Origin of the sequence: Falsiroseomonas sp. (assembly GCF_041690465.1) — a bacterium.
In the GTDB taxonomy this organism is placed as follows: Bacteria; Pseudomonadota; Alphaproteobacteria; order Acetobacterales; family Acetobacteraceae; genus Falsiroseomonas.
In genome coordinates this window covers 234,123-260,924 of the sequence record NZ_JAWLHG010000004.1, presented here as the reverse complement: position 1 = coordinate 260,924, position 26,802 = coordinate 234,123, and the positions used below count along the sequence as shown (strand labels likewise).

Genomic DNA, 26,802 nt, shown 5'->3' with positions numbered 1-26,802 from the left:
TCGGGTCAGTCGGGCGCGGAGGTCTGCAAGGCCAGCGCATGCAGCGCGCCGCCCATGCGGCCCTGCAATGCGGCATAGACCAGCTGGTGCTGCTTCACCCGCGAGAGCCCCTTGAAGGCGGAGGAGATCACGGTCGCGGCATAGTGGTCGCCGTCGCCGGCCAGGTCCTCGATGGTGACCTGGGCGTCGGGCAGGGCGGACTTGATCAGCGCCTCGATCTCGGCGGCGTTCATGGCCATCAGACCGGACTCCTCATCAACCCACACCCTCCATAAGCGCGGGAAGCGTCTGCTCATGGACGGCCCGCAATCCCGCCACCGATATGGAGGAACCGGGGCCCGGAACCAAGTCCCCGCCGCCGCTTCGGCCGATCCGCGCGGCCGGCACCCCGGCGGCCGCGGCCGCGGCCAGGACCGGCGCGGCGTCGGCCACCGCCAGCACGTAGCGTCCCTGGTCCTCGCCGAACCAGAAGGCATGGGCGGGGATGCCGGCGGGGGCGGGGTCGAGGCTGGCGCCGGTGTCGCCGGCCATCGCCATCTCGGCCAGCGCGACCAGCAGGCCGCCATCGGCGCAGTCATGGCAGGCGGCGACGCCGCCGCCGAGGATCAGCCCGCGCACGAAGTCGCCGTTGCGGCGCTCGGCGGGCAAATCCACCGGCGGTGGCGCGCCGTCCTCCCGCCCCGCGACCTCGCGCAGCCAGAGGGACTGGCCGAGCCATCCCCGGGTCTCTCCGATCAGCACCAGGTCGAGGCCGGGCCGCAGCGCGAGGCCCACGGCCTGCGCCGCATCCTCCAGCACGCCGACGCCGCCGATGGCCGGGGTGGGCAGGATCGCGGTGCCGTTGGTCTCGTTGTAGAGCGAGACGTTGCCGCTCACGACCGGGAAGTCGAGGGCGGCGCAGGCGGATGCCATGCCGCGGACGGCGGCGGCGAACTGGCCCATGATCTCCGGCTTCTCGGGGTTGCCGAAATTCATGTTGTCGGTGATGGCGAGCGGCCGCGCGCCCACGGCGGTCAGGTTCCGCCAGGCCTCGGCGACGGCCTGCCTGGCGCCTTCCTCGGGGTCGGCCAGGCAGTAGCGGGGCGTGCAGTCCGTGGTGATGGCGAGGCCGCGCTTCAGCCCCTCCAGCTTGACCACCGCGGCGTCGGCGCCGCCCGGGCGCTGCACGGTCTGGCCGCCCACGGTGCTGTCGTACTGGTCCCAGATCCAGCGACGCGAACAGAGGTCGAGGCTGCCGACCAGCTTCTCCAGCGCCGCAGTGATGCCGACCGGGTCCGCGATGTCCTGCGCCGCGAGCACCTTCTGCTTCGGCGTCTCCGCGGTCGGGCGGCTATAGAGCGGGGCTTCCGATTCGAGGGGGGCGAGCGGGATATCGGCCTCCAGCTGGCCCTTGTGGCGGATGACGATGCGGCCGGTGTCGGTCAGGTGGCCGATCACCGCAAAATCCAGCTCCCATTTGCGGAAGATCGCCTCTGCCTCGGCCTCGCGGCCGGGCTTGAGGATCATCAGCATCCGCTCCTGGCTTTCCGACAGCATCATCTCATAGGCGGTCATGCCGGTTTCGCGCTGGGGGACATTGTCCAGCACCAGCTCGATCCCGACGCCGCCCTTGCCCGCCATCTCGACGCTGCTGCTGGTCAGGCCGGCCGCGCCCATGTCCTGGATGGCGACGATCATGTCGGTGGCCATCAGCTCGAGGCAGGCCTCGATCAGCAGCTTCTCGACGAAGGGATCGCCGATCTGCACGGTCGGGCGCTTCTCCTCGGCGTCCGCGCTGAACTCCGCGGAGGCCATCGTGGCGCCGTGGATGCCGTCGCGCCCGGTCTTCGATCCGACATAGACCACGGGGTTGCCGATGCCGGCCGCGGCACTGAGGAAGATGCGGTCGGCCGGCGCGATGCCGACCGTCATCGCATTGACCAGCGGGTTGCCGTTGTAGGCCGGGTGGAAGTTCACCTCGCCGCCCACGGTGGGCACGCCGACGCAATTGCCGTAGCCGCCGATGCCGCGCACCACGCCGTCCACGATCCGCTTCATGCGCGGCGCGTCCGGGTTGCCGAAGCGCAACGCATTCAGGTTGGCGATCGGCCGAGCGCCCATGGTGAAGACGTCGCGCAGGATGCCGCCGACGCCGGTGGCCGCCCCCTGGTAGGGCTCGATGAAGGAGGGGTGGTTGTGGCTCTCCATCTTGAAAATGGCGGCAAGCCCGTCGCCGATGTCGATCACGCCGGCATTCTCGCCCGGCCCGTGGATCACCCAGGGGGCCTTGGTCGGCAGGGTGCGCAGCCAGACGCGGGAGGATTTGTAGGAGCAGTGCTCCGACCACATCACCGAGAAGATGCCGAGCTCGGTGAGGGCCGGCGTGCGGCCGAGGATGGACAGCACGCGCTCGTATTCATCGGGCTTCAGGCCGAACTCGGCCGAGAGCTGCTTCGCGCGGGCGGGGTCGAGGGGCGTGGGGGCGTTCATCAGGGCAGGCTCATGGCGGGGCGCGCTTCAGTTGGGAAGCCCGGACCGCGCAGGCCAGACCCCGGCATGGCGCCGCGCCATGCCGGGCCGGCAGTCAGCGCAGCCGTTCCGGATAGACCGTCTTCAGCCCGGCCGGGTTGACGGCGGTGATGGTCGTGCGCGTCTGGTTGGTCAGACCAGGGCCGTTGCCGCTGAGATACTGGATGTTGACATGGTCGGTGTTGACGGCGGTGGTCTTGTCGGCCTCGCTCCAGGGCTTCACCTGAATCACGCAGGTGGCGCCGGTGCGGGCGAATTCGGAATAGGCGGACAGCCCGGTATGGTCGCTCTGCCCGAAATCGAAGCCGTAGATCGGCCCGTTGGTGAAACCGACGGCGGCGGCGAAGGCGGCCGCCTCGGCGGTCCAGGCCTCCTTGCGCGGTTGCGGATAGGCACGGACGCTGAAATTGCCGGAACCCGAATTGCGCGGCGTCGCATAGCAGGCGCAGTAGATCGCCCGGCCCGGCGCGCCGCCGCTCGGGTGACCGGCGACGAAGGCGGCGAAGGCGGCGGCCCGCGGCCCGTATTTGTCCGGCATCTCGCCGCCGGCATTGTGGAAGCCGAACAGACCGCCATCGGTGACATAAACCACCGCATGGCAGCCCTGGATGCTCGGGAAGCCGAGCACGTTGGGCGAGAAGACGTATTCCCGTTCGGAGACGTATCGCGTGACGATCGGCACCTGCTTCCCCCTGTCGCGCACAGGCCGGCGAGGTGCAGCGCGCAACCTCAACCGCTGGGCGAGAGAGTGCCGGAGAGGCGGCGCGGCGGCAAGCGTGTCGCGCAGCCCGGGGTCAGGCGGCGAGGGTGTCCACGAGGGAGGTGAACATCGGCAGCCCGTCCGTGCCGCCCATCAACGGGTCCACCAGATCCTCCGGATGCGGCATGACGCCGAGCACCCGAAGGTTCGGCGCGAGGATTCCGGCGATGTTGTCGCGCGCGCCGTTGCGGTTGGCGGCTTCGGTCACCTGGCCGTCCGGCGTGCAGTAGCGGAAGGCGACCAGGTTCTCGCCGACCAGCCGCCGATGCGTCTCGTCGTCACAGAAGAAATTGCCGTCACCATGCGCCATCGGCGCGCGGAACACGGCGCCCTGCTGCCAATGCGCGGTATAGGGCGTGCCGGCGCGCTCCACGCGCATGTGGCAATCCATCGAGAGGAAGCGCAGCGATGCGTTGCGCAGCAGCGCGCCAGGCAGCAGCCCGGCCTCGCAGAGGATCTGGAAGCCGTTGCAGACGCCGAGCACATGGCCGCCCTTGCCCGCGAACTCCGCGACCTCGCGCATGATCGGCGACTGCGCGGCCATGGCGCCGCAGCGGAGATAGTCGCCATAGGAGAAGCCACCCGGCAGCACGACCAGGTCGGTGCCCGCGGGCAGCGCCGTCTCGCGGTGGAACAGCAGCGTGGGCCGCTGGCCGGTGGCGCGTTCCAGCGCGATCGCCATGTCGCGCTCGCGGTTGGTGCCGGGGAAGACGACAACAACAGCCTTCATGTCAGCTTTCCATCCAAACCCGCAGCCAATGCAGCCCGCCGAGCACCACCAGAGTCACCACAACTGCCAGCGCCGCCGCGGTCACCCAGCGGTCCAGCCCCTTCTTGCCGCGCCCGATCAGCCCGAGCCGCTTCTGCTGCGCCGCCACCTGCGGCAGGCGCTGCTCGCGCCAGCGCAGGCCCATGGCGATCAGCACCGTCAGCACCACGACGATGAGGACCGAGGCCTTGACCACGGGGCTAGAGCACCTCGACCCGGAAGCTCTCGATCACCGTGTTGGCGAGCAGGCGCCGCGCCATCTCCTCGGCGGCCGCCTTCGCCTTGGCGGGATCGGATTCCGCCAGCTCCAGCTCGATCACCTTGCCCGCGCGCACCTCGCCGATCCCGGCGAAGCCGAGGCCCTCGAGTGCGTGGCCGATCGCCTTGCCTTGCGGGTCGAGCACGCCCGCCTTGGGCATCACATAGACTCTCGCCTTCACTGGACGGTCTCCGGTCCCTTCATGTCGCGCACGCCCGCTTCCGGCAGGATGCCGAGGCGCCGCGCCACCTCCTGGTAGCCTTCCTCGACCTTGCCGAGGTCGCGGCGGAAGCGGTCCTTGTCCATCTTCTCGCCGGTCTTGGCGTCCCAAAGGCGGCAATTGTCGGGGCTGATCTCGTCGGCGAGGACGATGCGCATCTCCTCGTTCTCCCAGAGCCGGCCGAATTCCAGCTTGAAATCCACCAGCGTGATGCCGACGCCGAGGAACAGGCCGGAGAGGAAATCGTTCACCCTCAGCGTGAGCGAGACGATGTCGTCGATGTCCTGCGTGGTGGCCCAGCCGAAGCAGGTGATGTGCTCTTCCGACACCATCGGGTCGTTGAGTGCATCGTTCTTGTAGTAGAACTCGATGATCGAGCGCGGCAGCCGCGTGCCTTCCTGGATGCCCAGCCGGGTGGAGAGGCTGCCGGCGGCGACGTTGCGCACCACCACTTCCAGCGGGATGATCTCCACCTCGCGGATCAGCTGCTCGCGCATGTTGAGGCGGCGGATGAAGTGGTTCGGCACGCCGATCTCGGACAGCCGCGTCATCAGGTATTCGCTGATCCGGTTGTTGAGCACGCCCTTGCCGGTGATCGTGCCCTTCTTCTTCGCGTTGAAGGCAGTGGCGTCGTCCTTGAAATACTGCACCAGGGTGCCCGGTTCCGGACCCTCGAAGAGGATCTTTGCCTTGCCCTCATAGACCTGCCGGCGGCGCGCCATGGTGTGGAAACTCCTGTCTCTGCCGCGCGCCCGGGCCGAGGAGGACCCAGGAGGGCCATGCGGGCGCGCAAGGCCGCGGGGCGCGCGCCCCGGGAAGCCGCAGCGGCTATAGCAGGCCCGTCCCCCCTCCGCCACGCCGGGGGCGGGAGGGGCCCATGCGCGCCTAGCGGCGCAGCAGGGCGTCGGTCAGGATGCTTGCCACCGCCCCGGTTGCGACGCTGACCAGCACCAGGCTGGCGCCCACCATCACGTAGTCGTAGCCCGGCCGGTGCGGCAGCAGGCCGAGCAGGCCGGGCGGCACCGTGCGGCGGGCGATCCCCGGCGGCAATGGCTTGCCCTGGGCCAGCCGGTTGCGCATCCCGGGCGGCAGGGGCTGGACGCTGTAGCCCGGATTCGCCCCGAGCCAGGAGCGGACGATGCCGAGATCGGCGGAGTCGAGGCTCCCGCCCCGCCGGCCCTGATCGCTCCGGTTGCCCTGGTTCCCTCTATTGCCCTGATTCCCGCGATTGCCGTGGTTGTCCCGGTTGCCTTGACCGCCGCCGCCGCCGCGCCCCTGCCCGCCGCCGCGGCCCTCCGGCTGCGCGAAAGCCGGCAGCGGCAGCAGGGCGAGCGCGGTGAGCAGGGCGGTACGGCGGGCAGGGGTCATGCGGGCTCATCCAGGGCGATCTCGAAGAAGCCGCCCGGCGCAGGCGGGCCGGGGCTGAAGCGCCAGCGTTGCGCGCCGGCGGCGCCGAGTGCAACCAGGCTGGAGCAGACCGTGCCGAAACCCTGCACCGGCGGCACGTTCAGCGCGCCGGCGACGCCCTCGGCGCCGAAGCCGCGGTCGGCGAGCAGCGTCTCCCACGCGGTCCAGGCCTCCTGGTCGGGGTCGGGCGGGGTGGCGGCGCGGAAGCGGGGCAGATGCCGGGCGATTCGCGGGCTCGTCGGGTCGTTCGGCTCATGCGCCGTGACCATGGTGACCCCCTCGGGCAGCGCCACCCTCTGTGGCCGGCCCTCGCCGAGGCCGCGCAGGAAGAAGGCCGTGCGCGCATCGGCGATGAGCATGTTGAACGGCCGCCAGGCACCGGCATCGAGCGCGGCGATTCGCGCGGCGGCGGCCTTCCCGCCCTCGGCCGACAGCGCCAGCAGCGGCAATTCCCCGCGGGAGCGCTTGCCGGGCGCCGGGCCGAGGCTGCCCGGGCGGTTCAGCACCGCGGCCACCAGGCCGCCACGCATCGCCATCCAGGTGCCCCCGGCGGTGCCGTCGCGGCCGCCGACCACGCCGGGGCGGTCCGGCCAATGCGCTGCCGGCGCGTCCCAGGCGCGGTCGAGCCGCTCGTCACGGTTGGCGGCCAGCAGCAGCGGCCAGGAATGCCCCGGCCGCCGCAGGATCACGACGGTGCACACAAGCTGATACTGCCAGCCGGCGCAGTGGCCCGCAGCCCCCGTGCCAGCACCACCCATGCCGACCGCAACGGCGTGCCCTCCTCCGGGGTCTTTCCGGATTCGCGCTCGCGTGCCGCGCGACCGGTTATCCCGCAGGTCCGGTGACGGCCCGCGAACGCGCGTGTTCCCGCCTCATCGCGTCCCTTCCGTCCTCGCCAGCCCGAGCTCGCGCAGCACGGTCCGGTTCAGCTCGCTCTCCTCGGTGAAGCGGGCGCGGAACGCCTCGCCGGGCAGATGCAGCGGCACCGCATTCAGCCGCTGCGCCACCGTGCGGAAGCTCTCCGAGGTTGCCGCCGTGGTGCAGGCCCGCTCCAGCGCCGCGGCAACCGTGTCCGCGATCCCCGCGGGGGCCAGCAAGCCGCCATGGCTGCTGCCGACGAGCGGCTGGCCCAGTTCGGTCAAGGTCGGCACCTCCGCCAGGCCCGCCATCCGCTCCCGCGCCATCGCGCCGAGCACCGGCAGGCCGGTCGAGGCAGGGATGGAGGCGCTCTCGACGAACACCTGGATGTGCCCTGCGAGCGCCGCCTGGGCCATCGGACCGGCGCCGGTGAAGGGCACGTGCAGGCCCTCTATGCCGAGGCGCGAAAGCAGCGCGGCGGTCAGGATGTGCTGCGTGCTGCCCTGGCCGGGCGAGCCGAAGATCAGCGCCTCCTTCCCGCTGCGGCCGTGGCGGACCATGCCGGCGAAGTCCTGGAACGGCGCGTTGCGGCCAGCCACGATGACCTGGGGATTGTCGTAGACCAGGCAGATGAAGCGGAAGCTGTCCAGCGAGTAGGGGAGCGCCATCTGATGCGGCTGCGCGGTCAGCGGGTTGTTCGGCGAGAACAGCAGGGTGTACCCGTCAGGCCGTGCGCGGGCTGCCTCCGCCGCGCCAAGCGTCCCGGCCGCACCGCCGCGATTCTGCACCACGACCGTCTGGCCGAGCGCACGGGAGAGCTCGGGTTGCAGCGCGCGGGCCATGAGGTCCGTGTTGCCGCCGGGCGGGTAGCCGACGATCACCGTCACCGGCCGCGTTGGATAGTCCTGCGCGACCGCCGCACAGGGCAGCGCAAGCAGCGCCGCCAGGATGACACGCCTCATCGTTCGCATGACTTGGATCCCTCCGTTCAACAAAGCCTACCACCGTTCCGCTTCGGCCGAACCTGCGAAGCTGCCGAAGCAGTCGGGCGCGGATGCGTACGCCGCGTCATCGCCTCGTCGCCCCCGCCTCAAATCGACGATACCAGTCTCGCTTTCTGCATGCGGCAGGGCGCTCATCGGCGTAGCTTGGGATTCGTGCGCCCCCTTTGCAGCCACAGGCTGGAGCGGACCACCGCATTGCTTCTCCGTGCCCGCGACGGCCAGCTCGCAACCCGGACCAACGGAGGCAAACCACCATGCAGCAGAATCGCACCGATTGGCGTCTCCAGGGCGATTGGATCAAGAACTGCAACTGCGCGTTCGGCTGCCCATGCGACTTCAACGCCCGACCGACACAGGGCTGGTGCAAGGGCATGCTCGGCATGCGCATCGAGCACGGCCATTTCGGCGAGGTGCGCCTCGATGGGCTTAGCTTCTTCGTGACGGTGGACTTCCCCGGCGCACTGCATGAGGGCAACGGCACCATTCAGCCGATCATCGACGAGCGCGCCACGCCGGAGCAGCGCGATGCGCTGTTCCAGATCATGTCGGGCAAGCACTCCGACGAGGGCACCCTGTTCCACATCGTCAGCCTGATCGTGACGAAGGTGCTCGACCCCGTCTTCGCGCCGATCGAGGTGGAGTTCGACATGGACGAGCGCACCGCACGGGTCTCGATCCCCGGTGTGCTGGAAACCGAGACCCAGCCGATCCGCAACCCGGTGAGCGGCGCTCCGCATCGCATCCAGGTGGTGATGCCGGACGGTTTCGAGCACATCAAGGCCGAGATCGGGAGCGCCCGCATCGAGAGCACCGCCGGCATCAGGTTCTCCGTGCCGGAGGGCCACAGCTCGCTCGCGCGCGTCGAGCACACCCCGATGGGCGTCGCGGCCTGACGCAGCACCGGGGCGGCATCACGCCGCCCGGGCATCCGAAGCAATCCTCCTGGGGCATCGACATGGGCCAGGCCGGGACACTCGACGCGGTGCTGCGCCGCGATCGCCGCGCGACGGTGCTGACGCTCGTGACGGTGGTCGTTCTGGCGTGGGGCTATCTGCTGCTCGGCGCAGGGATGGACATGGGATCGGCGATGGCGGGCATGACCATGCCGGTGGCCTGGTCGCCCGGCCATGCCGCCCTGATGGTGGTGATGTGGGTCCTCATGATGCTCGCGATGATGCTTCCGAGCGCAGCGCCGATGATCCTCCTCCACGGCACGGTGTCACGCCGCAGGGATCCGGAGCGAGGTGGACGCCGCGCGCTGCTCTTCGCGGTCGCCTATGCCGCGGTCTGGGGCGGCTTCGCGATCGTCGCCACGGCTGCCCAATGGGCGCTTGAACAGGCAGGCGTGCTGACGCCCGCAATGTCCGTGAGGACGGCCACCGCCGCGAGCCTTCTGTTCATCGCGGCGGGGATCTACCAATTCACGCCGCTGAAGCGGGCCTGCCTGCGGCACTGCCGCTCGCCACTGGAGTTTCTCGCTGCTCACTGGCGCGGCGGCGCGAGCGGTGCCTTCGCCATGGGCGTCCGCCACGGCGCGTATTGCCTGGGTTGCTGCTGGGCGATGATGCTCCTGCTGTTCGTGGGCGGCGTGATGAACCTCGCCTGGATCGCCGGGTTGGCGCTGCTCGTGCTGGCCGAGAAGCTCATGCCTGCGGGGCAGGTGGTTAGCTGGGTGCTGGGTGCCGGGTTGATCGGCTGGGGGGTGGTCGGGCTCGTAGCGGTCGCAGTGTGAACACCCAATTCTGCGCCTGGCTGCGCTGCCGGCGCTTCCGTCAGCTCGGGTCTCCGCTGAACCGGTGCCGGGTACGGTCAACCACGCCCTTCACCCCCGGCACGTTCTCCGCCAGCACGCGCAGTGCGCGGCTGACCGTCTCCGAGGGGCTGTAGCCGTAGAACTCGACGACGCCGTCCTGCACGTGGACTGCCGCGTGCACCGTGTCGGCCCAGGAAGCCCGTCGCATCGCGGCAATCACGCCGCGATGGATCTCGTCGTCGGAAAGCTCGCCGGCCGGCGTTGGCTGCTGCGCCACCAGCGCCCGCACAAGGTCGGATCGGCTGATGAGGCCGAGCAGGCGCCCGTCCTCGGCCACGGGAATGCGGCGGATGTGGTGTTCCTCCATCAGTCGGGCGACGTGAGCGACGCCTTCTTCCGGACCGACGGTGACCACCGGCGTCGTCATCAGCTCGCTCGCGTAGACGCCGTGACTGCGAGCGTATCGCTCGGCCCTGGAGAACGGACCGTCGAACAGGCGCGCGAGCCAGCCGGATGGCTGGTCGTCCTCGTCCGCCAGCCGACGTATCAGGTCGGATTCAGTGACGATGCCGAGCAGAGTTCCGCTGGCGTCCGTCACCGTGGCGGCCGACAGGCCGCGGTCGGCGAACATCCGGGCCACCGCCGCCACGGGCGTCTCCGGAGCCACCGTGACTCCCCCCGTCGTCATCACGTCGCGCGCACGCAGAGCCGCCATCACCTGGTCCTCCCCGCGCTCAACGCAGCATTGCGGGAAGCAGTGCGATCAACAAGCCTGGATGGCAGAGCGAGCACCCTGCGAACCACAGAACTTCGGTCGTCCAGCCCAGCGGGCCATTCATCATCGATCGCATGAAAATCTGCACGGCGCAGGCGATGAGCATGCCACCAGCAAGCGGGGCCAGCACGCTCTCGGCGCGCCGGCGAGCCCAGACGAGAAGGCGTCGCGGGCGGGGCTCATCTTCTGGCCTCGCGTCACGGCATGACCCGGCGCGCCGCGTTAGCGCCGCGAGCCTGACCGCGCTCAGCGGATCGCGCTGATCAGCGGTGTTCGACCGCTATCTGCGAACCTGGCACTCGGTTTCCGCGGCGACATCGCAATGCGCGAGCACCCGGCGCTGCGCGAGAGCGCGTTGCCGCGCAGTGCCGCGACAGCGCGGGAGGTGCTTGCCGAGCACATCCGCGGCGGCGTCGGCCATGCCCTGGCGGGTGGCGCCATTGGATGAGGCCGGTCCGCCAGATGATTATTCCCGCGGTGTAGCGCTACGCTGTGCCCAAGTGCGGGCAGAGGCGCTCCCGCTCACAAGGGGGGCACGCCAGGACACCCCAGGACTGCATACCCTGGCCGAAGCTCAGCGGGTGCGGTCGTTGGCAAGCGCCGCGTCGAGCTCCGCCGGCAGCGAGGCCGGCCAGGTGGCGATTGCCGCGCCATCGGCCATCGCCAGCGGGCCATAGCCCCAGCCGACGAAGACGCAGGGAATGCCTGCGCCGCGCGCGGCCTCCACGTCGTTGCGGTGATCGCCGACCATCACCGAGGTCGCCGGCACCCCGCCCGCCGCGGCGATGGTCGCCAGCAGGTGGCCAGGGTGCGGCTTGCGCACCGGGAAGCTGTCGCCGCCGCCGAGGGCCGCCAGCCGCTCCAGCAGGCCGAGCGCGCCGAGCAACCCGCGCGCGGCCCCGGCCGGCTTGTTGGTGCAGACGGCGAGCCGCCAGCCGGCCTGCTGCAACTGGTCCAGTGCCTCCGCCACGCCGGGGAAGGGCCGCGTCTCGACGGCGGCATTCGCGGTGTAATCCGCCAGGAAGGCGTCTAGCGCGGCCTGGTCGAAGGGTTGGCCCCGGGCGGCCAGCGCGCGTTCCACCAGCACCCTCGCCCCATCGCCGATCATGCCGACCACCTCGGCGCGGCCGAAGCCGGGCAGCTGGCGGCCGGCCATCAGGCGGTCCAGCGCGGCGTGCAGGTCGGGGGCGCTGTCCACCAGCGTCCCGTCGAGGTCGAATACGGCCAGTCTTGTCATGTCGGCGCGGATAGGCCGGGCGGGCCGGGCGGGCAAGAGAGCGCGCTTGCCGGAGATCGCGCGTGGCGTTACGCGGAGGCCATGACCGCCGCCGCCATTCTCCTCGCCGCCGGGCTCGGCACGCGCATGCGCTCGGCGCTTCCCAAGGCGCTGCACCCGCTCGCCGGGCGGCCGATGCTGAACCAGCTGCTGGCCGCGGCCGGGGAGGTGTTCGACCGCGCCGTGGTGGTGGTAGGGCCGGACATGCCGGCGCTGGAACGCGCCGCCGCGCCGCACCCCACGGTGGTGCAGGCGGAGCGCCTCGGCACGGGGCACGCCGCGCTGCAGGCGGCGCCGCTGCTGGAAGGCTTCGCGGGCGATGCGGCCGTGCTCTATGCCGACAACGCGTTGATCACCGCCGAGACGATGCGGCGCCTGCGGGCGGCGCGGGATGGCGCGGGGCTGGCGCTGCTGGCGATGCGGCCCGCCGATCCGGCGAAATATGGCCGTGTGCTGACCGATGGCTCGGGCGGCGTGACCCGTGTCGTGGAATGGGCGGACGCGACGGAGGCCGAGCGCGCCGTCACGCTGTGCAATGCCGGCGTGGTCTGCGCGAGGGCGGCCGACCTGTTCCGTTGGCTGCGCCTGGTGAGGAACGACAATGCCAAGCGCGAATACTACCTGACCGACATCGTCGCATTCGCCGTCGCGGAGGGCGTGCGGGTGGCCGCGGTGGAGGCGCCGGAGGCGGAGCTGCGCGGCATCAACTCCCGCGTGGAGCTCGCCGAGGCCGAGGCCGAGATGCAGCGCCGCCTGCGCCGAGCGGCGATGGAAGGCGGGGCGACGCTGATCCAGCCGGAGAGCGTGGTGTTCAGCCACGATACCGCGCTCGGGCAGGACGTGACGGTCGGCCCCAACGTGGTGTTCGGGCCTGGCGTCGCGGTGGAGGACGGCGTCGAGATCCGCGCCTTCAGCCATCTCGAAGGCTGCGTGGTGAAGCGCGGCGCGATCATCGGCCCCTTCGCGCGGCTTCGCCCCGGCACGGTGGTCGAGCGCGGCGCGCATGTCGGCAATTTCGTGGAACTGAAGGCGGCGGTGCTGGGGGAGGGGGCGAAGGCCAACCACCTCAGCTATCTCGGCGATGCCGACATCGGCGCGGGCGCGAACATCGGCGCGGGCACCATCACCTGCAATTACGACGGCGTGAACAAGCACCGCACGGTGATCGGGGAGGGCGCCTTCATCGGCTCGGATACCGCGCTGGTTGCCCCCGTGTCGGTGGGCGCGCGGGCGCTGGTCGGTGCCGGCAGCGTGATCACGGAGGATGTGCCCGCCGATGCCCTGGCGGTGGCGCGGGGGCGGCAGGTCAACAAGGCGGGGCGGGGGTTCAAGGGGAAGAAGGGGCGCGGCTGACAGGGGCGGGCCGCCGTCCTATCTTCCGGCGACCGAAGGGAAGGAAAGCCGCCATGCTCGACGTGACCGCGAAGCTGCCCCTCAAGGATCCCGATCTGTTCCGGCAGGCCAACCTGATCGGCGGGAGCTGGGTGCAGGCCGAAAGCGGGAAGACCACCCCGGTGCGCAACCCCGCCACGGGCGAGGTGATCGGCAACGTCCCCGCCATGTCCGCCGCCGAGACGCGCCGCGCCATCGAGGCGGCGCAGGCCGCCTTCGCCGGCTGGCGCGCGATGCTCGCCAAGGAGCGCGCGGCGATCCTGCGCAGGCTCAACGACCTGATGCTGGCGAACACCGACGACCTCGCCGCCATCATGACCGCCGAGCAGGGCAAGCCGCTCGCCGAGAGCAAGGGCGAGATCGCCTATGCCGCCAGCTTCATCGAGTGGTTCGCCGAGGAAGGGAAGCGCGTCTATGGCGACACCATCCCGCAGAACGCCAAGGGCCGCCGCATCCTGGTGCTGAAGGAGCCGATCGGCGTCTTCGCCGCCATCACGCCCTGGAACTTCCCCGCCGCGATGATCACCCGCAAGGCCGGTCCCGGCTGGGCCGCGGGCTGCACCGGCGTGATCCGCCCGGCCTCCCAGACACCGTTCAGCGCGCTGGCGATCGGCGTGCTGGCGGAGCGTGCGGGCATGCCGGCGGGCGTGTGCAACATCATCACCGGGCCGAGCGGCGAGACGGGCGGCGAGCTCACCTCCAACCCGCACGTCCGGAAGTTCTCCTTCACCGGCTCCACCGAGGTCGGTCGCAAGCTGCTGGCGCAATGCGCGACGACGATCAAGAAGACCTCGATGGAACTCGGCGGCAATGCACCCTTCATCGTCTTCGACGACGCGGACCTGGATGCCGCCGTGCAGGGCGCGATGGCGAGCAAGTACCGCAATACCGGCCAGACCTGCGTCTGCGCCAACCGCATCTTCGTGCAGGACGGCGTGTACGACGCCTTCGCGGGTAAGCTGAAGTCCGCGGTCGAGGCACTGAAGGTCGGCAACGGCATGGAGCCCGGCGTCACGCAGGGCCCGCTGATCAACGCCGACGCGGTGGCGAAGGTGGAGGAGCACATCGCCGATGCCGTCTCGAAGGGCGGCGCGGTGCTGACCGGCGGCAAGCGCCACGCGCAGGGCGGCAATTTCTTCGAGCCGACGGTGCTGGTGAATGTCCCGAAGTCGGCGCTGGTCTTCCGCGAGGAGACCTTCGGCCCCGTTGCGCCCCTCATCCGCTTCAAGACCGAGGAGGAGGCGGTGGCGATGGCCAATGACAGCGAGTTCGGCCTTGCCGCCTATTTCTACGCCCGCGACATCGGCCGCATCTTCCGCGTGGCCGAGGCGCTGGAGAGCGGCATCATCGGCATCAACGAGGGCATCATCTCGACCGAGGTCGCACCCTTCGGCGGCGTCAAGGAAAGCGGCCTCGGGCGCGAGGGCAGCAAGTACGGGATCGAGGACTATCTCGAGATCAAGTATCTGGCCCTGGGCGGGATCGGGAACTGAGACGTCGCGCGGCGCAGCCACCCTGCCCCGCATTGCGGGTGAGGGTTTGACGGCGCATTCCCTCTCCCGCGTAGCGGGAGAGGGTTGGGGTAGGGGCCGCAGGCCCGCCGAACAGAGAGGCCAGGATGAGCTACGACTTCGACCTCTTCGTCATCGGCGGCGGCTCCGCCGGCGTGCGTTGCGCGCGCATCGCGGCCTCGCACGGCGCGCGCGTCGGCGTGGCCGAGGAACGCTTCTGGGGCGGCACCTGCGTCAATGTCGGCTGCGTGCCGAAGAAGATCATGGTCAACGCCGCCGAATACGGCATGTGGGCCGAGGACGCCGCCGCCTTCGGCTGGGACATCACGAACAACGGCCATGACTGGCGGAAGCTCGCCGCCGCCCGTGACACGGAAGTCGCACGCCTCTCCGCCATCTACGACAAGCTGCTGAAGGGCGCCGGCGCCACCACCTTCGACGCCCGCGCCACCCTCCTCGACGCGCACACCGTCGAGGTCGGCGGCAAGCGTGTCACGGCGGAAAAGATCGTCATCGCCACCGGCGGCCAGCCGCAGCGGCTCGACATCCCGGGCGCCGGGCTCGGCCTGATCTCCGACGACCTGTTCACCCTGGGCGCGCTGCCGAAGCGCGTTGCGGTGCTCGGCTCCGGCTACATCGCGGTGGAGTTCGCCTGCCTGCTGCGCGGCCTGGGCGCGGAGGTTGACCTGGTCTATCGCGCCTCCCTGCCGCTGCGGGGCTTCGACGACGATATCCGGGCCGCGCTGGCCGAGGCGCTGACCGCGCAGGGGATCCGGCTGAACTCCGACGTCTCGCCCACCCGCATCACCCGCGCCGACGACGAGTTGCTGCTCGGCCTCTCGACCAACTTCGTCCGGGAGGTGGATGCGGTGTTCTTCTGCACCGGCCGCCTGCCCTACACCAAGGGGCTTGGCCTGGAAGCCGCCGGCGTGAAGACTGCGGCCAACGGCGCCATCGTGGTGGATGACGAGCACGCCACCAGCCAGCCGCACATCTACGCCATCGGCGACGTGATCGATCGGGTGAACCTCACGCCCATGGCCACGGCCGTCGGGCATGCGCTGGCCGACACGCTGTTCGGCAACCGCCCGCGCAGGGCCAGCTACGAGAATGTGCCCTCGGCCGTCTTCACCTCGCCGCCGATCGGCACGGTCGGCCTCAGCGAGGCCGATGCCGCGGCGCGCGGGCCGGTGGACATCTACCTCACCCGCTTCACCCCGATGCGCCACACCATCAGCAAGCGCGAGGGGCGGAAGACCGTGATGAAGCTGGTGGTGGACCAGGCGAGCCAGAAGATCCTCGGCGCCCATATGCTGGGCGAGGATGCGGCGGAGATCATGCAGGGCATCGGCATCGCGGTAACGATGGGCGCCACCAAGCAGGATTTCGACCGTACCATCGGCATCCACCCCACCGCCGCCGAGGAGTTCGTCACCCTGCGGACCCGCGCGCGGGAGGCGGGGGTGCAGGCGGCGGCCGAATAGGCCTACGACTTCGGGGCGGTTTGCCGAAACCGCCGCGGCCGCTATGGTGCCCCACTTGGAGTGGAGCGACGAGGAAACGATGCCATCGCGCGCGTGGAGTCCGGCTTCCTGGCGGGCCATGCCGATCCGCCAGGTCCCCGATTATCCTGACCAGGCCCGCCTGCGGGCCATGGAAGAGAAGGTCGGCCGATTTCCACCGCTGGTTTTTGCAGGTGAGGCGGACCGGCTGAAGGCGAAGCTCGCTCAGGCCGGGGACGGCAGCACATTCGTGCTGCAGGGCGGCGATTGCGCGGAGAGCTTCGCCGAATTCCACGCCGACACCATCCGCGACACCTTCCGCGTCCTGCTGCAGATGGCGGTCGTCCTCACCTTCGGCGCCTCGCTGCCGGTGGTGAAGCTCGGCCGCATGGCGGGCCAGTTCGCCAAGCCGCGCAGCAGCGACACCGAGACGATGGAGGGCACCACGCTGCCCTCCTACCGCGGCGACATCATCAACGGCCCCGACTTCACCGCCGAGGCGCGGATCCCCGATCCCGGCCGGATGGAGTTCGCCTATCTGCAATCGGCCGCCACGCTGAACCTGCTGCGCGCCTTCTCGACGGGTGGCTACGCGGACCTGCACGAGGTGCATCGCTGGAACCTCGACTTCGCCAAGCGCAGCCCGCTGGCTGGCCGATACGAGGACCTGGCCCAGCGCATCGACGAGACGCTGCGCTTCATGGGCGCGTGTGGCATGTCCGACCTGCCGCAGGTGCGGGAGACGGAATTCTACACCTCCCACGAATCCCTGCTGCTTCCCTTCGAGGAAGCGATGACCCGCCAGCCCTCGACGCATCCGGGCAAGTGGTATGCGTGTTCGGCGCATTTCCTCTGGATCGGCGACCGCACCCGCCAGCCGGATGGCGCGCATGTCGAGTTCATGCGCGGCGTCGCCAACCCGATCGGCATGAAGGTCGGGCCGAGCATGGAGCCGGACGAGCTGGTGCGCCTGACGGAGATCCTCAATCCCGCCAACGAGAAGGGGCGGCTGACGCTGATCTCCCGCATGGGTGCGGACAAGGTCGAGGCGAAGCTTCCCGCCCTGTTGCGCGCGGTGAAGAAGGCGGGACGCAACGTGGTCTGGCTGTGCGATCCGATGCACGGCAACGGCGTGAAGGCCGGCGCCTACAAGACCCGCAGCTTCGACGCGATCCTGCAGGAGGTGCGCGGCTTCTTCGACTGCCATGCGGCAGAGGGCACCATCCCCGGCGGCGTGCATGTCGAGATGACGGGGCAGAACGTGACCGAATGCCTCGGTGGCGCGCATCGCCTGACGGAGGCCGACCTGGCCGGCAACTACGCGACCTTCTGCGACCCGCGGCTGAACGCCGAGCAGTCTCTGGAACTCGCCTTCCTGATCGCGGAGGAGCTGAAGGCGCGCCGGCCGGGCAGCGTCGTGCCGGCCCAGGCGGCACAGTGAGCGATCCCGCCACGGCGGGCCGCCGTGCGGAGGCGGTGGACGACGCATCCATCGCCGCCCGCACCGACAGCTACTTCAACCGCACCAAGGCGATCGTGGCGCGCTTCGGCGACTGCCGCGTGACCTACGCGGTGTTCCTCCGCCGGCCGGTCATCTCCGCGCCCCGCCTCGCCGTGGACTGGCTGCGGCGCGTGGCGGAGACACGCGGCACCGCCTTCGACATCGAGCTGATGCATGAGGAAGGCGCCTGGGTCGGCGCCGGCGACCCCATCCTCTATCTCTCCGGCCGCTTCGTGCAACTGGTGGATCTCGAGACCATCGTGCTGCAGAAGCTCGGTGCGGCCTGCGTTGCCGCGCACAACGCCTACCAGATGTGCTGCGAGCTGCCGGGCGTGCCCTTCCTCGCCATGGAGGCGCGGCACTGCGCCGGCGCCGAGATGCAGGAGATGATGGCCTACGCCGCCTCGGTCGGCAGCGCGGCGGCGCGGCGGGAAGGCGCCAAGGGCTTCATCGGCAACGCCAATGACGCCACCGCCCACTGGTTCGGCCCGGGGAAAGGTCGCGGCACCATGCCGCATGCGCTGATCGGCTATGCCGGCTCCACTGTCCGCGCCGCCGAGATGTTCCACGAGACCTTCCCGGACGCCGACCTGACCGTACTGACCGACTATTTCGGCCGCGAGGTGACGGATGGGCTGGAGGTCTGCCGCCGGTTCCCCGATCTCGCCGCGGCCGGGCGGCTGGCGCTGCGGCTCGACACCCATGGCGGGCGCTTCCTGGAAGGGCTCGACCCGGCGGAGTCCTACGCCGTGCTGGAACGCCACGCGCCGCAGGCGGTGCGCCGCTACCGCTCGGAATCGGAGTTGCGCCACCTGGTCGGCACCGGCGTGTCCGCCGCCGCCATCTGGCGCATGCGCGAGGTGCTGGACGAGGCGGGCTTCCCCAAGGTGCGCATCGTCGCCTCCTCCGGCTTCGGCGTGCGCAAATGCGGCGTGATGGCGGAGGCGAAGGCGCCGATCGACGTGGTCGGCACCGGCAGCTTCATCCCCGATGCGTGGTACGAGACCTACGCCACCGCCGACATCGTCGAGTATGATGGCCAGCAGCGCGTGAAGGTCGGCCGCGAGTTCCTGCTGCGCCGCAACGGCGGGCGCTGGCGCGGCGCGGGCAGCTGAGCCAGCCCGCCGCCCCGGACGCCGCGCGGGAGCGCAGGCTGGGCTACGCCTGCGCCGTCGCGGTGCTGTTCGTCTGGACCGGCTTCCTGGTGTTCTCCCGCCTCTCGGCGCAGCAGGCGCTGACGCCCTGGGACATGGGCGCGCTGCGCTTCACCTGCTCCTTCCTGGTCGCGCTGCCGCTGGTGGCGATCTTCGGCCTGCCGCGGCTGAAGCTGCGCCAGGTGGCGGCGATCGGCGCCTTCGCGAGCTTCGGCTTCCCGATGTTCGCCTTCAACGGCTTCGCCTTCGCCCCGGCGGCTCATGGCGGCGTGCTGATGCCGGGCATGCTGCCCTTCATGACCGCCGCGCTGGCCGTTCCGCTGCTGCACGAGGCCTGGACGCGGCGCCGACTGCTCTCGCTCGGGGTGGTCGCCTTCGGCATCGCCCTTCTGGCACTCGACACCTTCGGCAGCCATCCCGGTGCATGGCGGGGCGACCTGCTGTTCCTTTGCGCTGCCCTCTCCTGGTCGAGCTACGCCGTGCTGGCGCGGCGCTGGCGCATCCCGGCGATGGACGCGACCATCGCCATGGCGCTGATCCCCGCGCCACTCTACCTGCCGGTCTGGTGGGCCTTCCTGCCGAGCAACCTCGACGCCGTGCCGGCCGGCGTCATCGCCTTTCATTCCCTCTTCCAGGGGACCATGGCGACGGTGCTTTCGGCCTTCCTGTTCACCCGCGCTGTCGCCGCGATCGGACCGACGCGCACCACCACCGTCACCTCCCTGACGCCGGCGATGGGCGCGCTGCTCGCCTGGCCGCTGCTCGGCGAGGCGCTGGGGGCGGTGGGGATCGCGGGCGTGGCGCTGGTCTCCGTGGGGATGATCCTCGGCGTCCTCGGCCGGGCGGCGCGTTGACCGCGGGCGACCGCCGAAGCAGCTTGCGCGCGCCATGACGGAACGCCTGCACATCGCGCTTGCCCAGTTCAACGCGCGCCCCGGCGACCTCGTCGGCAATGCTGCGCGGCTGCGTGCGGCGTGGGCGGAGGCGGCTGCCCTCGGCGCGGACATCGTCGTGACGCCGGCGCTCTCGCTGGCCGGCCAGGCCGCGGGCGATGCGGGCTTCGACACGGCGGCGCAGGAAGCGGTGGCGGCCTTGGCCGCCACCACCGCCGAGGGCGGCCCGGCGTTGCTGGTTGGCGCCCCCCGCGTGGAGCAGGGAAAGCGTCACGACGCCGTCTTCCTGCTCGATGCCGGCCGCATCGCGGCCCACCGCGCCCGGCATGAGGTGGCGCGCGGCGAGCCGTTCGATCCTGGCCCCGCACCCGGGCCGGTCAATATCCGCGGGGTGCGGCTCGGCTTGATGATCGGCGCCGACTGGCATGGGCCGGCGGTGGCCGAGACGCTGTCGGAGACCGGGGCCGAACTGCTGGTCGCGGTGGACGCCGCACCCTTCGTGCCCGGCGCCGCGGCTAGGCGGGTGGACCTGGCGGTCGCGCGGGTGGTGGAGACGGGGCTCGGCTTCGCCTACTGCAACCGCGTGGGCGGGCAGGGGGAGGCGGTGTTCGATGGCGGCGGCTTCGTGCTGAACCCCGATCGCGGCCTGGCGGCGCAACTGCCGCAGTTCGAATCTGAGTTGCACGTCACCGAATGGGCACGCGACGCGGAGGGCCTGTCCTGCCTGGCCCAGCTACTTGCCCCGCCGCTCGATCCGCTGGAGGCGCGCTGGCGGGCGATGATGCTCGGCCTTGCCGATGCGGTGGCCGGGCGCGGACTTTCGGCCGCGCTGGTCCCGCTGTCGGGCGGGCTTGGCGAGGCGCTCGCCGCCGCGCTGGCGGTGGATGCGCTGGGCCCCCGGCATGTCCGCGCGGTGGTGCTGCCGGCGCCGGATTGGCCGGCGGCGCGGATCGCGGCGGCCGAGGCCTGCGCCAGCCTGCTCGGCATCGGCTGCGACATGACGCCGCTCGCGCCGGCGCTGGCGGGCTTTGCCGCGATGCTCGGCCCCGAGGCCGTGGCGCCCGTTGCCGAGGTCCGGCGATTGGCGCTGGCCAGCCTGTCCCGGCGCCTCGGTGCATTGCCGGTCGGCGACGCGCTGGCGGAGGGCCATGCCCCGCTCGCCGGCCTCGACGCTGCAACGGCTGTCGCGCTCGCCCGTTGGCGCAACGCTGGGCGCCCGGCCGGCGCGCGCGGCCCTGCGGGCATGGTGGTGCCGGGGCCGTTGATCGAGCATTTCCCTTCCACCCCAGGCATGACGGACCCCGAGCGATGAGCGGCAGCGACGACGGGCAGGACCCGATCTTCTCGGAGGCGCTTTCGGCGCCTTCCGGGCTGGCGGTGCGCATCCTGGACCTCTCGGGCGCCAATGGCTCGGAGCCGGTGGAGGTGGTGCGCGGCTTCCGCAGCATCGCCCACGCCAACGCCTTCGCCCGCCGCTATGTGCGCGACAGCCTGGACCGCTGCCGCGCCCGCGGCATGGGCGCCGAAGCGGTCCTGGAAGCCTGGTTCGCCTATGGCGAGGACGCCGAGGTCGTCGGCGCCGGCGACGACGCCTGGAAGAGCGCCACCGAACTGCATGCCTTCGCCGAGGCCCGCGCCCCCGATCCCGAGGAACGCAACTGGCGCGTCCTCGACCCGCGGCGCGAGGAGGACGACGAAGAGGAGGAGGAATAGCCTCCCCTCCTCCCGCGCCTCACCACACCGATTTTGCCGGCGCGTATCCCATGCCCGGCTGGTACATCACGGGCGGCGGCTGATAGACCACCGGCGGCGGCTGGTAATAGACCGGCGGCGGGGGCGCGTCGTAGACGGGCGGCGGTGGCGGCGCCGCGAGCGCCGAGCCGATGGCTACGCCCGCGCCAAGCCCGATGATCGCCCCCAGCAGCGGGGCGCCATTCCAGCCGCGGTGGTGATGGTGGTAGACGCGCGGGGGCGGCGGCGCCCAGTGGCGGTGATGTCCGTGGCCCCAGCCGTGGCCGCGGTCGCGCCCGCCGGCCTCGGCCGCCGGCGCCGCGAGCGCGCCGGCCAGCACCGTGCCGGCCACCAGCAGCGTGCGGAGTGCGGTGGTCCTCATCCTGGCCTGCTCCTTCGGGTTCCGACCCGATTCCATATACGCATCGAACGGCGGGATTGCGCCGAGATGATGGCCGCCCCCTGCCGCGCCCCCCACCGGGCGCCTTGCCTTCGCCGGGCTTCTGGCGTTCCTGTGGCGGCGATGAAGGTTCGTTTCGCGCCCTCGCCCACCGGGCTGCTGCATGTCGGCAATGCCCGCATCGCCCTCGCCAACTGGTGCCTGGCCCGGCACCGGGGCGGGCGCTTCCTGCTGCGCCTGGACGACACCGACACCGAGCGATCCAAGCCCGAATACGCCCAGGCCATCGAGGAGGACCTGCGCTGGCTCGGCCTCGACTGGGACGAGCGCATCGCGCAGTCCGACCGGCTGGACCGCTACGCCGCGGCTGCCGAGACGTTGAAGGCAGCCGGCCGCCTCTACCCCTGCCTGGAGACCGAGGAGGAACTCGCCTTCAAGCGCGAGCAGCGCACCCGCCAGGGCAAGCCGCCGCTCTACGACCGCGCGGCGCTGAGGATGACGAAGGAGCAGCTCGACCGCGCCCTGGCCAACGGCAAGCAGCCGCACTGGCGCTTCCTGCTCTCGGGCGTTGCGGCGGAGTGGCAGGATGGCGTGCTGGGGCGCCGTTCGGTGAAGCTCACCAGCTTGTCGGACCCGGTGCTGATCCGCGCCGATGGCAGCTTCCTCTACACCTTCACCTCGGTGGTGGACGACCTTGAGACCGGGATCACGGACATCGTCCGCGGCGAGGATCATGTCACCAACACCGGCATCCAGCTCGACATTCTCGGCGCGCTGGGCGGCGATCCACGGAAGATGCGCTTCGCGCACCTGCCGCTGCTGACCGATGCCGATGGCGGCCCGCTCTCGAAGCGCACCGGCAGCGTCGGCCTGCGCCAGCTGCGCCGCGACGGCGTGGAGCCGGCGGCGCTGGCCGGCTACCTCGCCGCGCTCGGATCGAGCGCCGATCCGGTCCCCGGGATGCCGGCGGAGCTCGCCGCCTCCTACGACCTGGGAAAGGTCTCGAAGAGCGCGGCGCGCTTCGACATGAGGCAGCTGCTCGCGCTGAACCGGAAATGGCTGCACGGCCTGGCCTTCGACGCCGTGCGGGACCGCCTGCCGGATGGCGCGACGGAGCCCTTCTGGAACGCGATCCGCGGCAACCTCGACCTGTTCCGCGAGGCGCGGGACTGGTGGGACGTGGTGGCGGGCGAGATCGTGCCGATCGGCGATCCCGCCGATGCCGAGCTGCTGCGCATCGCCGCGGAAGCCCTGCCCGAGGAGCCGTGGGACGAGGCCACCTGGCCGGCCTGGACGGCCAGCGTGGCGAGTGCCACCGGTCGAAAGGGCAAGGCGCTCTACATGCCGTTGCGCCGCGCCCTGACCGGCGAGGAGCACGGGCCGGACCTCAAGACATTCCTTCCCCTGATCGGCCGCGCGCGGGCCTTGCGGCGCCTGCGCCAGGCGGCAACCGGCTGAACGACATGGACCTGCATATCCACAACAGCGCGACGCGCCGCAAGGAGCGTTTCGTCCCGCTCGATCCCGACCATGTGCGGATCTATGTCTGCGGCCCGACGGTCTATGACCTGGCGCATCTCGGCAATGCGCGGCCGAACGTGGTGTTCGACGTGCTGGTGCGGCTGCTGCGCCGGCTGTATCCGCGCGTCACCTATGCGCGCAACATCACCGATGTCGAGGACAAGATCATCGACCGCGCACGCGAAAGCGGCGAGGGGATCGAGGCGCTGACCGCGCGGACCACCGCGGATTTCCATCGCGACATGGCGGCGCTCGGCGTGCTGCCGCCGGATGTCGAGCCGCGCGCGACCGCCACGATTCCTGAAATGGTCGCGCTGATCGAGCGGCTGATCGCCAACGGCCATGCCTATGAGGCGCAGGGGCATGTGCTGTTCGCCGTTTCGTCCTTCGCCGAGTACGGCAGGCTCTCCGGCCGCTCGCCGGACGAGTTGCTCGCCGGCGCGCGGGTGGAGGTTGCGCCGTACAAGCGCGATCCCGGCGACTTCGTGCTGTGGAAGCCGAGCACGGCCGAGCAGCCCGGCTGGGACAGCCCCTGGGGCCGCGGCCGGCCCGGCTGGCACATCGAATGCAGCGCGATGTCGTGGAAGCATCTCGGCGAGGAGTTCGACATCCATGGCGGCGGGCAGGACCTGCTGTTCCCGCACCACGAGAACGAGGTGGCGCAGAGCGTCTGCGCGTTTCCCGGTTCGCACTTCGCGCGCTACTGGATGCACAACGGCATGCTGCTCGTGGACGGCGAGAAGATGTCGAAGTCGCTCGGCAATTTCCGCACCGTGCAGGATATCCTGGCGCTCGGGCCCTGGGCGGGTGAGGCGTTTCGGCTGCTGCTGCTGAAGACGCATTACCGGCAGGCGCTGGACTACACCGAGGCGGGGTTGCAGGAAGCGCGAAAGGAGCTGGATCGCTTCTATCGTGCGCTGTCGAAGATGGCGGATGTGGCGGCGGAGCGCGGCGACGAGCCGCATGCGGTCGAGCAGCCGCCCTTCGAGCAGGCGCTGGCGGACGACCTCAACACGCCGCTGGCGCTGGCGTCGCTGCACTATCTGGTGTCGGGCGCGAACAAGGCGCTAGAGGTGCAGGATGTAGACGCACTGCCCCATTTGAAGGGCAGAATCCTGGCAGCCGCGGACATGCTGGGTGTGCTCAGGTATGACCCGAACAGCTGGCTGCAGGGGAAGCCTGGATATCGGCTTGAGGCAGGGACGGGATACGTTGCTGTTACTGGCCAGCCCGCGCGTATGTTCGTCGCGCGTTCGGATGGCGTGCACGAAGCCGATGCGGAAGCCGAGGCTGCAATACAGTCCGCCATCGCCGCCCGCCTCGCCGCCCGGAAGGCGAAGAACTGGGCCGAGGCCGACCGCATCCGCAAGGAGCTTGCGGACCAGGGCATCCTGCTGGAGGACGGACCACAGGGGACGACATGGCGGCGGGCGTGACCGAACTCCCTCCCCCCGCATTGCGGGGGAGGGAGCGGGACGGGCACCTGGCCGCTTGCCTTCCCTCCATGGGAAGCTTTCACACAAGCTCCGGCCCATCCTCCGGAGAATCCGTCATGACCCGCCTCGCCCTCGCCGCCCTGCTCGCCCTGACCGTCGCCGTGCCCGCTTCCGCCTAGCATGCCGGCCACCACGCCCCGGCCGCCGCGGCCGAACCCGCCAGCACGCGCGAATACCGCGCGATTAATGAGCGCATGCATCGCGAGATGGCCGTGCAGTTCACCGGCGATGCCGATCGCGACTTTGCCGCCGCGATGATCCCGCACCACCAGGGCGCCATCGACATGGTGCACGTTGCGCTGCGCCACGGCCGCGATGCGGAGATCAGGAAGCTCGCCGAGGACGTCATCCGCACGCAGGAGGCCGAGATCGCGCAGCTTCGCGCCTTCCTCGCCCGCACCGCGTCGCAATGACGCCAGTTCCATGACCGGCGGCCGTGGGGAAGGGGGCGCGCCGCTCACGCCACCGCCCGGCGAATCACCCATCGTCGTGCTGGTCCGCCCGCAGATGGCGGCGAACATCGGCACCGCGGCGCGCGCCATGGCCAATGGCGGCCTGTTCCATCTGCGCATCGTCGCACCGCGCGATGGCTGGCCGCAGCCCAACGCCTATGCTGCGGCCTCCGGCGCCGATGCGATCCTCGATCAGGCGCAGCTCTTTCCCGATATCCGCACCGCGGTCGCCGATTGCCACCGCGTCTTCGGCACCTGCCCGCGCCCGCGTCATGTAGTGATCCCGATGCGCGACGCGCGTGCCGCCGCGGAGGATTTCCGCGAGATCAACGGCCGCGGCCTGCGCCTGGCCGTGCTGTTCGGCCCGGAGCGCGCGGGGCTCGAAGCCGACGACCTGGCGCATTGCGACACGCTGGTGCGCTACCCGCTGAACCCGCAGCACAACTCGCTCAACCTCGCCCAGGCGGTGATGATCCTCGCCTATGAATGGTGGATGCAGGCGGAGCGCACGCCGCCGCGCCAGCTGCAGACGCACGAGACGCGCATTGCGACGAAGGCGGAGCTCGAGAACTTCCTCGATCGGCTCATCGCCGAGCTCGACGCGGCCGGCTTCCTGCACAACCCGCCGAAGCGCCCGGGCATGGTGCGCAACCTGCGCCACTGGTTCGAGCGCGGCGAAGTCACCGAACAGGAATTGCGCACGCTGCATGGCGTGGTGACGGAACTCGCGCGCGGCCGCATGGTGCGCGGCCGCTTCGCCGGCGACACGCCCGATCCGCCCTGGGAGGACAAGACATGATCCATCCGGATGGCACGCCGGTTCCGCCGCTGCCCGATCCCCGCTTCGTGGAGGTGGATGCCGCCGCGCTCGGCCTGGAAGGCCCGCGCATGTCCTACATGGAAGCGGGGGAGGGGACGCAGACGGTTTTCTGCCTGCACGGCATCGGCGCCAATTCCATGGGGTGGCGCTTCACGCTGGCGGCGCTGTCGCAGCAGGCGCGGGTGATCGCGTGGAATGCGCCGGGCTATTTCCTCTCCGACAATTTCCGCAGTGAGGCGCCGGCGCCCGAGGATTATGTCGCGGCCGCACTCGCATTGCTCGATGCGCTCGGCGTGGAGGGGAAGGTCTGCATCGCCGGCTCGTCCTTCGGCTCGATGCTCGGCGCCTGCATGGCGGCACGGCATCCGGCGCGCGTTGCCAGGCTGGCACTGATGGGCACCTCGCGCGGCCAGCGCTGGAAGGGCACGGAAGGGCGCGCGCAGATGCTGGCGATGCGCGAGGCTTCCGTCGCGCAGGGCGGCGTCGCGCTGGCGCGCACGCGCTCCGAAAAGCTGGTCTCGCCCGATGCATCGCCCGAAGTGCTGGCGATGGTGCGCCATGTCGTCGCGGCGACGCATCCGCGCGGGCTGATGCAGGCGGCGCGCTGCACCGACGGGGTGGATGTCGTGACGGATTTCGCGCCGCACATCTCCTGCCCGACGCTCGCCATCACCGGCGCCGACGACCAGGTGAACCCGCCGGAGACGGTCGGCCGCGTGATCGCCGAGGCCATTCCGGGCGCGCGCTTCGCCTCGCCGGCCGGCGTCGGCCACCTGCCGGAGCTTGAAGCGCCGGCGCAAACCGTGGAATTGCTGCGGTCGCATTTCTTCCGGAGCTGAC

29 protein-coding genes are annotated in these 26,802 nt (G+C 70.8%); 16 read left to right on the top strand and 13 right to left on the bottom strand.

What is annotated here, in order from left to right; genetic code table 11:
- Nucleotides 1-5 precede the first annotated feature (5 nt).
- From ACESM1_RS07145 to ACESM1_RS07100, 10 genes are all read right to left on the bottom strand, one after another.
- Nucleotides 6-239, bottom strand: coding sequence for a BolA family protein (locus ACESM1_RS07145; RefSeq protein ID WP_372619003.1), 234 nt, complete (start codon nt 237-239; stop codon nt 6-8).
- A 16-nt stretch (nt 240-255) separates the two neighbouring features.
- A complete protein-coding gene (gene purL / locus ACESM1_RS07140) occupies nt 256-2,469 on the bottom strand; it encodes a phosphoribosylformylglycinamidine synthase subunit PurL (protein ID WP_372619002.1) in 2,214 nt (737 codons plus the stop codon).
- Nucleotides 2,470-2,563: 94 nt separating this feature from the next.
- Nucleotides 2,564-3,190, bottom strand: a complete 627-nt coding sequence (locus tag ACESM1_RS07135) for a hypothetical protein (protein ID WP_372619001.1) — start codon at nt 3,188-3,190, stop codon at nt 2,564-2,566.
- Between the two features lie 112 nt (nt 3,191-3,302).
- A complete protein-coding gene (gene purQ, locus ACESM1_RS07130; RefSeq protein WP_372619000.1) occupies nt 3,303-3,998 on the bottom strand; it encodes a phosphoribosylformylglycinamidine synthase subunit PurQ in 696 nt (231 codons plus the stop codon).
- A gap of 1 nt (nt 3,999) precedes the next feature.
- Nucleotides 4,000-4,233 carry a hypothetical protein gene (locus ACESM1_RS07125; RefSeq protein ID WP_372618999.1) on the bottom strand — a complete coding sequence of 78 codons (234 nt, stop codon included), beginning with the start codon at nt 4,231-4,233 and terminating at the stop codon, nt 4,000-4,002.
- A 4-nt stretch (nt 4,234-4,237) separates the two neighbouring features.
- Nucleotides 4,238-4,477 carry a phosphoribosylformylglycinamidine synthase subunit PurS gene (gene purS / locus ACESM1_RS07120; RefSeq protein ID WP_372618998.1) on the bottom strand — a complete coding sequence of 80 codons (240 nt, stop codon included), beginning with the start codon at nt 4,475-4,477 and terminating at the stop codon, nt 4,238-4,240.
- Complete coding sequence (gene purC, locus ACESM1_RS07115) at nt 4,474-5,238, bottom strand: phosphoribosylaminoimidazolesuccinocarboxamide synthase (RefSeq protein ID WP_372618997.1); 765 nt, start codon at nt 5,236-5,238, stop codon at nt 4,474-4,476. Before purC ends, purS begins: the two co-directional genes overlap by 4 nt.
- 163 nt (nt 5,239-5,401) lie before the next feature.
- Nucleotides 5,402-5,884, bottom strand: coding sequence for an anti-virulence regulator CigR family protein (locus ACESM1_RS07110; RefSeq protein ID WP_372618996.1), 483 nt, complete (start codon nt 5,882-5,884; stop codon nt 5,402-5,404).
- Complete coding sequence (locus tag ACESM1_RS07105) at nt 5,881-6,624, bottom strand: NRDE family protein (protein ID WP_372618995.1); 744 nt, start codon at nt 6,622-6,624, stop codon at nt 5,881-5,883. The genes ACESM1_RS07110 and ACESM1_RS07105 overlap by 4 nt, the downstream gene beginning before the upstream one ends.
- Before the next feature lie 171 nt (nt 6,625-6,795).
- Nucleotides 6,796-7,752: a tripartite tricarboxylate transporter substrate binding protein gene (locus ACESM1_RS07100; protein WP_372618994.1), complete on the bottom strand. Its 957-nt coding sequence runs from the start codon at nt 7,750-7,752 to the stop codon at nt 6,796-6,798.
- A 287-nt stretch (nt 7,753-8,039) separates the two neighbouring features.
- Between ACESM1_RS07100 and ACESM1_RS07095 the strand changes: the two genes are divergently transcribed.
- Both ACESM1_RS07095 and ACESM1_RS07090 read left to right on the top strand, forming a co-directional pair.
- Nucleotides 8,040-8,678 carry a DUF1326 domain-containing protein gene (locus tag ACESM1_RS07095; RefSeq protein ID WP_372618993.1) on the top strand — a complete coding sequence of 213 codons (639 nt, stop codon included), beginning with the start codon at nt 8,040-8,042 and terminating at the stop codon, nt 8,676-8,678.
- Nucleotides 8,679-8,740: 62 nt separating this feature from the next.
- Nucleotides 8,741-9,517, top strand: a complete 777-nt coding sequence (locus ACESM1_RS07090) for a DUF2182 domain-containing protein (protein ID WP_372618992.1) — start codon at nt 8,741-8,743, stop codon at nt 9,515-9,517.
- 40 nt (nt 9,518-9,557) lie between these two features.
- Here ACESM1_RS07090 and ACESM1_RS07085 read toward each other — a convergent pair whose 3' ends face one another.
- Nucleotides 9,558-10,253 (bottom strand): CBS domain-containing protein, encoded by a 696-nt coding sequence (locus ACESM1_RS07085; protein WP_372618991.1) that lies wholly within the window; start codon nt 10,251-10,253, stop codon nt 9,558-9,560.
- A 382-nt stretch (nt 10,254-10,635) separates the two neighbouring features.
- On the opposite strand from ACESM1_RS07085, the gene ACESM1_RS07080 reads away from it, so the two are divergent.
- Nucleotides 10,636-10,761, top strand: coding sequence for a hypothetical protein (locus tag ACESM1_RS07080; protein ID WP_372618990.1), 126 nt, complete (start codon nt 10,636-10,638; stop codon nt 10,759-10,761).
- A gap of 126 nt (nt 10,762-10,887) precedes the next feature.
- On the opposite strand, the gene gph is transcribed toward ACESM1_RS07080, so the two are convergent.
- The gene (gene gph, locus ACESM1_RS07075) at nt 10,888-11,550 is read right to left on the bottom strand and encodes a phosphoglycolate phosphatase (protein WP_372618989.1); all 663 of its coding nucleotides are present in this window, start codon (nt 11,548-11,550) and stop codon (nt 10,888-10,890) included.
- Nucleotides 11,551-11,631: 81 nt separating this feature from the next.
- Here gph and glmU point away from each other — a divergent pair, with 81 nt between their 5' ends.
- The 8 genes from glmU (at nt 11,632) to ACESM1_RS07035 (ending at nt 21,255) form a co-directional block, all read left to right on the top strand.
- Nucleotides 11,632-12,942 (top strand): bifunctional UDP-N-acetylglucosamine diphosphorylase/glucosamine-1-phosphate N-acetyltransferase GlmU, encoded by a 1,311-nt coding sequence (glmU, locus tag ACESM1_RS07070; protein WP_372618988.1) that lies wholly within the window; start codon nt 11,632-11,634, stop codon nt 12,940-12,942.
- Nucleotides 12,943-12,995: 53 nt separating this feature from the next.
- On the top strand, nt 12,996-14,474 hold the full coding sequence (locus ACESM1_RS07065; RefSeq protein WP_372618987.1) for an NAD-dependent succinate-semialdehyde dehydrogenase: 1,479 nt from the start codon (nt 12,996-12,998) through the stop codon (nt 14,472-14,474).
- A 125-nt stretch (nt 14,475-14,599) separates the two neighbouring features.
- Nucleotides 14,600-15,976 (top strand): glutathione-disulfide reductase, encoded by a 1,377-nt coding sequence (gorA, locus tag ACESM1_RS07060; RefSeq protein ID WP_372618986.1) that lies wholly within the window; start codon nt 14,600-14,602, stop codon nt 15,974-15,976.
- Between the two features lie 79 nt (nt 15,977-16,055).
- A complete protein-coding gene (locus ACESM1_RS07055) occupies nt 16,056-17,435 on the top strand; it encodes a class II 3-deoxy-7-phosphoheptulonate synthase (RefSeq protein WP_372618985.1) in 1,380 nt (459 codons plus the stop codon).
- Nucleotides 17,432-18,610, top strand: coding sequence for a nicotinate phosphoribosyltransferase (locus ACESM1_RS07050; RefSeq protein WP_372618984.1), 1,179 nt, complete (start codon nt 17,432-17,434; stop codon nt 18,608-18,610). Before ACESM1_RS07055 ends, ACESM1_RS07050 begins: the two co-directional genes overlap by 4 nt.
- On the top strand, nt 18,589-19,503 hold the full coding sequence (locus ACESM1_RS07045) for a DMT family transporter (protein WP_372619091.1): 915 nt from the start codon (nt 18,589-18,591) through the stop codon (nt 19,501-19,503). The genes ACESM1_RS07050 and ACESM1_RS07045 overlap by 22 nt, the downstream gene beginning before the upstream one ends.
- Nucleotides 19,504-19,537: 34 nt before the next feature.
- Nucleotides 19,538-20,854 carry a nitrilase-related carbon-nitrogen hydrolase gene (locus ACESM1_RS07040; RefSeq protein ID WP_372618983.1) on the top strand — a complete coding sequence of 439 codons (1,317 nt, stop codon included), beginning with the start codon at nt 19,538-19,540 and terminating at the stop codon, nt 20,852-20,854.
- On the top strand, nt 20,851-21,255 hold the full coding sequence (locus ACESM1_RS07035; protein WP_372618982.1) for a hypothetical protein: 405 nt from the start codon (nt 20,851-20,853) through the stop codon (nt 21,253-21,255). Before ACESM1_RS07040 ends, ACESM1_RS07035 begins: the two co-directional genes overlap by 4 nt.
- A gap of 19 nt (nt 21,256-21,274) precedes the next feature.
- Here the strand turns inward: ACESM1_RS07035 and ACESM1_RS07030 are convergent, their stop codons facing one another.
- Complete coding sequence (locus ACESM1_RS07030; protein ID WP_372618981.1) at nt 21,275-21,655, bottom strand: hypothetical protein; 381 nt, start codon at nt 21,653-21,655, stop codon at nt 21,275-21,277.
- Nucleotides 21,656-21,796: 141 nt separating this feature from the next.
- On the opposite strand from ACESM1_RS07030, the gene gltX reads away from it, so the two are divergent.
- The 5 genes from gltX to ACESM1_RS07005 all read left to right on the top strand — a co-directional run bounded on the left by gltX (nt 21,797) and on the right by ACESM1_RS07005 (nt 26,801).
- Nucleotides 21,797-23,131 carry a glutamate--tRNA ligase gene (gene gltX / locus ACESM1_RS07025; protein WP_372618980.1) on the top strand — a complete coding sequence of 445 codons (1,335 nt, stop codon included), beginning with the start codon at nt 21,797-21,799 and terminating at the stop codon, nt 23,129-23,131.
- Nucleotides 23,132-23,136: 5 nt separating this feature from the next.
- Nucleotides 23,137-24,630: a cysteine--tRNA ligase gene (cysS, locus tag ACESM1_RS07020; RefSeq protein ID WP_372618979.1), complete on the top strand. Its 1,494-nt coding sequence runs from the start codon at nt 23,137-23,139 to the stop codon at nt 24,628-24,630.
- 254 nt (nt 24,631-24,884) lie between these two features.
- Nucleotides 24,885-25,103 carry a DUF305 domain-containing protein gene (locus tag ACESM1_RS07015; protein WP_372618978.1) on the top strand — a complete coding sequence of 73 codons (219 nt, stop codon included), beginning with the start codon at nt 24,885-24,887 and terminating at the stop codon, nt 25,101-25,103.
- Between the two features lie 10 nt (nt 25,104-25,113).
- A complete protein-coding gene (locus tag ACESM1_RS07010) occupies nt 25,114-25,941 on the top strand; it encodes an RNA methyltransferase (protein WP_372618977.1) in 828 nt (275 codons plus the stop codon).
- Nucleotides 25,938-26,801 carry an alpha/beta fold hydrolase gene (locus ACESM1_RS07005; RefSeq protein ID WP_372618976.1) on the top strand — a complete coding sequence of 288 codons (864 nt, stop codon included), beginning with the start codon at nt 25,938-25,940 and terminating at the stop codon, nt 26,799-26,801. Before ACESM1_RS07010 ends, ACESM1_RS07005 begins: the two co-directional genes overlap by 4 nt.
- Nucleotide 26,802: the final 1 nt, after the last annotated feature.

Bases quoted from the DNA above. Each gene is read 5' to 3' on its own strand.
- purC (WP_372618997.1), bottom strand. From the start codon at position 5,238: ATGGCGCGCCGCCGGCAGGTCTATGAGGGCAAGGCAAAGATCCTCTTC.
- gph (WP_372618989.1), bottom strand. From the start codon at position 11,550: ATGACAAGACTGGCCGTATTCGACCTCGACGGGACGCTGGTGGACAGC.
- ACESM1_RS07110 (WP_372618996.1), bottom strand. From the start codon at position 5,884: ATGACCCCTGCCCGCCGTACCGCCCTGCTCACCGCGCTCGCCCTGCTG.
- ACESM1_RS07065 (WP_372618987.1), top strand. From the start codon at position 12,996: ATGCTCGACGTGACCGCGAAGCTGCCCCTCAAGGATCCCGATCTGTTC.
- ACESM1_RS07085 (WP_372618991.1), bottom strand. From the start codon at position 10,253: ATGGCGGCTCTGCGTGCGCGCGACGTGATGACGACGGGGGGAGTCACG.
- ACESM1_RS07145 (WP_372619003.1), bottom strand. From the start codon at position 239: ATGGCCATGAACGCCGCCGAGATCGAGGCGCTGATCAAGTCCGCCCTG.
- purQ (WP_372619000.1), bottom strand. From the start codon at position 3,998: ATGAAGGCTGTTGTTGTCGTCTTCCCCGGCACCAACCGCGAGCGCGAC.
- cysS (WP_372618979.1), top strand. From the start codon at position 23,137: ATGGACCTGCATATCCACAACAGCGCGACGCGCCGCAAGGAGCGTTTC.
- ACESM1_RS07080 (WP_372618990.1), top strand. From the start codon at position 10,636: ATGCGCGAGCACCCGGCGCTGCGCGAGAGCGCGTTGCCGCGCAGTGCC.
- glmU (WP_372618988.1), top strand. From the start codon at position 11,632: ATGACCGCCGCCGCCATTCTCCTCGCCGCCGGGCTCGGCACGCGCATG.
- gltX (WP_372618980.1), top strand. From the start codon at position 21,797: ATGAAGGTTCGTTTCGCGCCCTCGCCCACCGGGCTGCTGCATGTCGGC.
- gorA (WP_372618986.1), top strand. From the start codon at position 14,600: ATGAGCTACGACTTCGACCTCTTCGTCATCGGCGGCGGCTCCGCCGGC.
- ACESM1_RS07015 (WP_372618978.1), top strand. From the start codon at position 24,885: ATGCATCGCGAGATGGCCGTGCAGTTCACCGGCGATGCCGATCGCGAC.
- purL (WP_372619002.1), bottom strand. From the start codon at position 2,469: ATGAACGCCCCCACGCCCCTCGACCCCGCCCGCGCGAAGCAGCTCTCG.
- ACESM1_RS07040 (WP_372618983.1), top strand. From the start codon at position 19,538: ATGACGGAACGCCTGCACATCGCGCTTGCCCAGTTCAACGCGCGCCCC.
- ACESM1_RS07055 (WP_372618985.1), top strand. From the start codon at position 16,056: ATGCCATCGCGCGCGTGGAGTCCGGCTTCCTGGCGGGCCATGCCGATC.
- ACESM1_RS07035 (WP_372618982.1), top strand. From the start codon at position 20,851: ATGAGCGGCAGCGACGACGGGCAGGACCCGATCTTCTCGGAGGCGCTT.
- ACESM1_RS07100 (WP_372618994.1), bottom strand. From the start codon at position 7,752: ATGCGAACGATGAGGCGTGTCATCCTGGCGGCGCTGCTTGCGCTGCCC.
- ACESM1_RS07005 (WP_372618976.1), top strand. From the start codon at position 25,938: ATGATCCATCCGGATGGCACGCCGGTTCCGCCGCTGCCCGATCCCCGC.
- ACESM1_RS07095 (WP_372618993.1), top strand. From the start codon at position 8,040: ATGCAGCAGAATCGCACCGATTGGCGTCTCCAGGGCGATTGGATCAAG.
- ACESM1_RS07010 (WP_372618977.1), top strand. From the start codon at position 25,114: ATGACCGGCGGCCGTGGGGAAGGGGGCGCGCCGCTCACGCCACCGCCC.
- ACESM1_RS07030 (WP_372618981.1), bottom strand. From the start codon at position 21,655: ATGAGGACCACCGCACTCCGCACGCTGCTGGTGGCCGGCACGGTGCTG.
- ACESM1_RS07090 (WP_372618992.1), top strand. From the start codon at position 8,741: ATGGGCCAGGCCGGGACACTCGACGCGGTGCTGCGCCGCGATCGCCGC.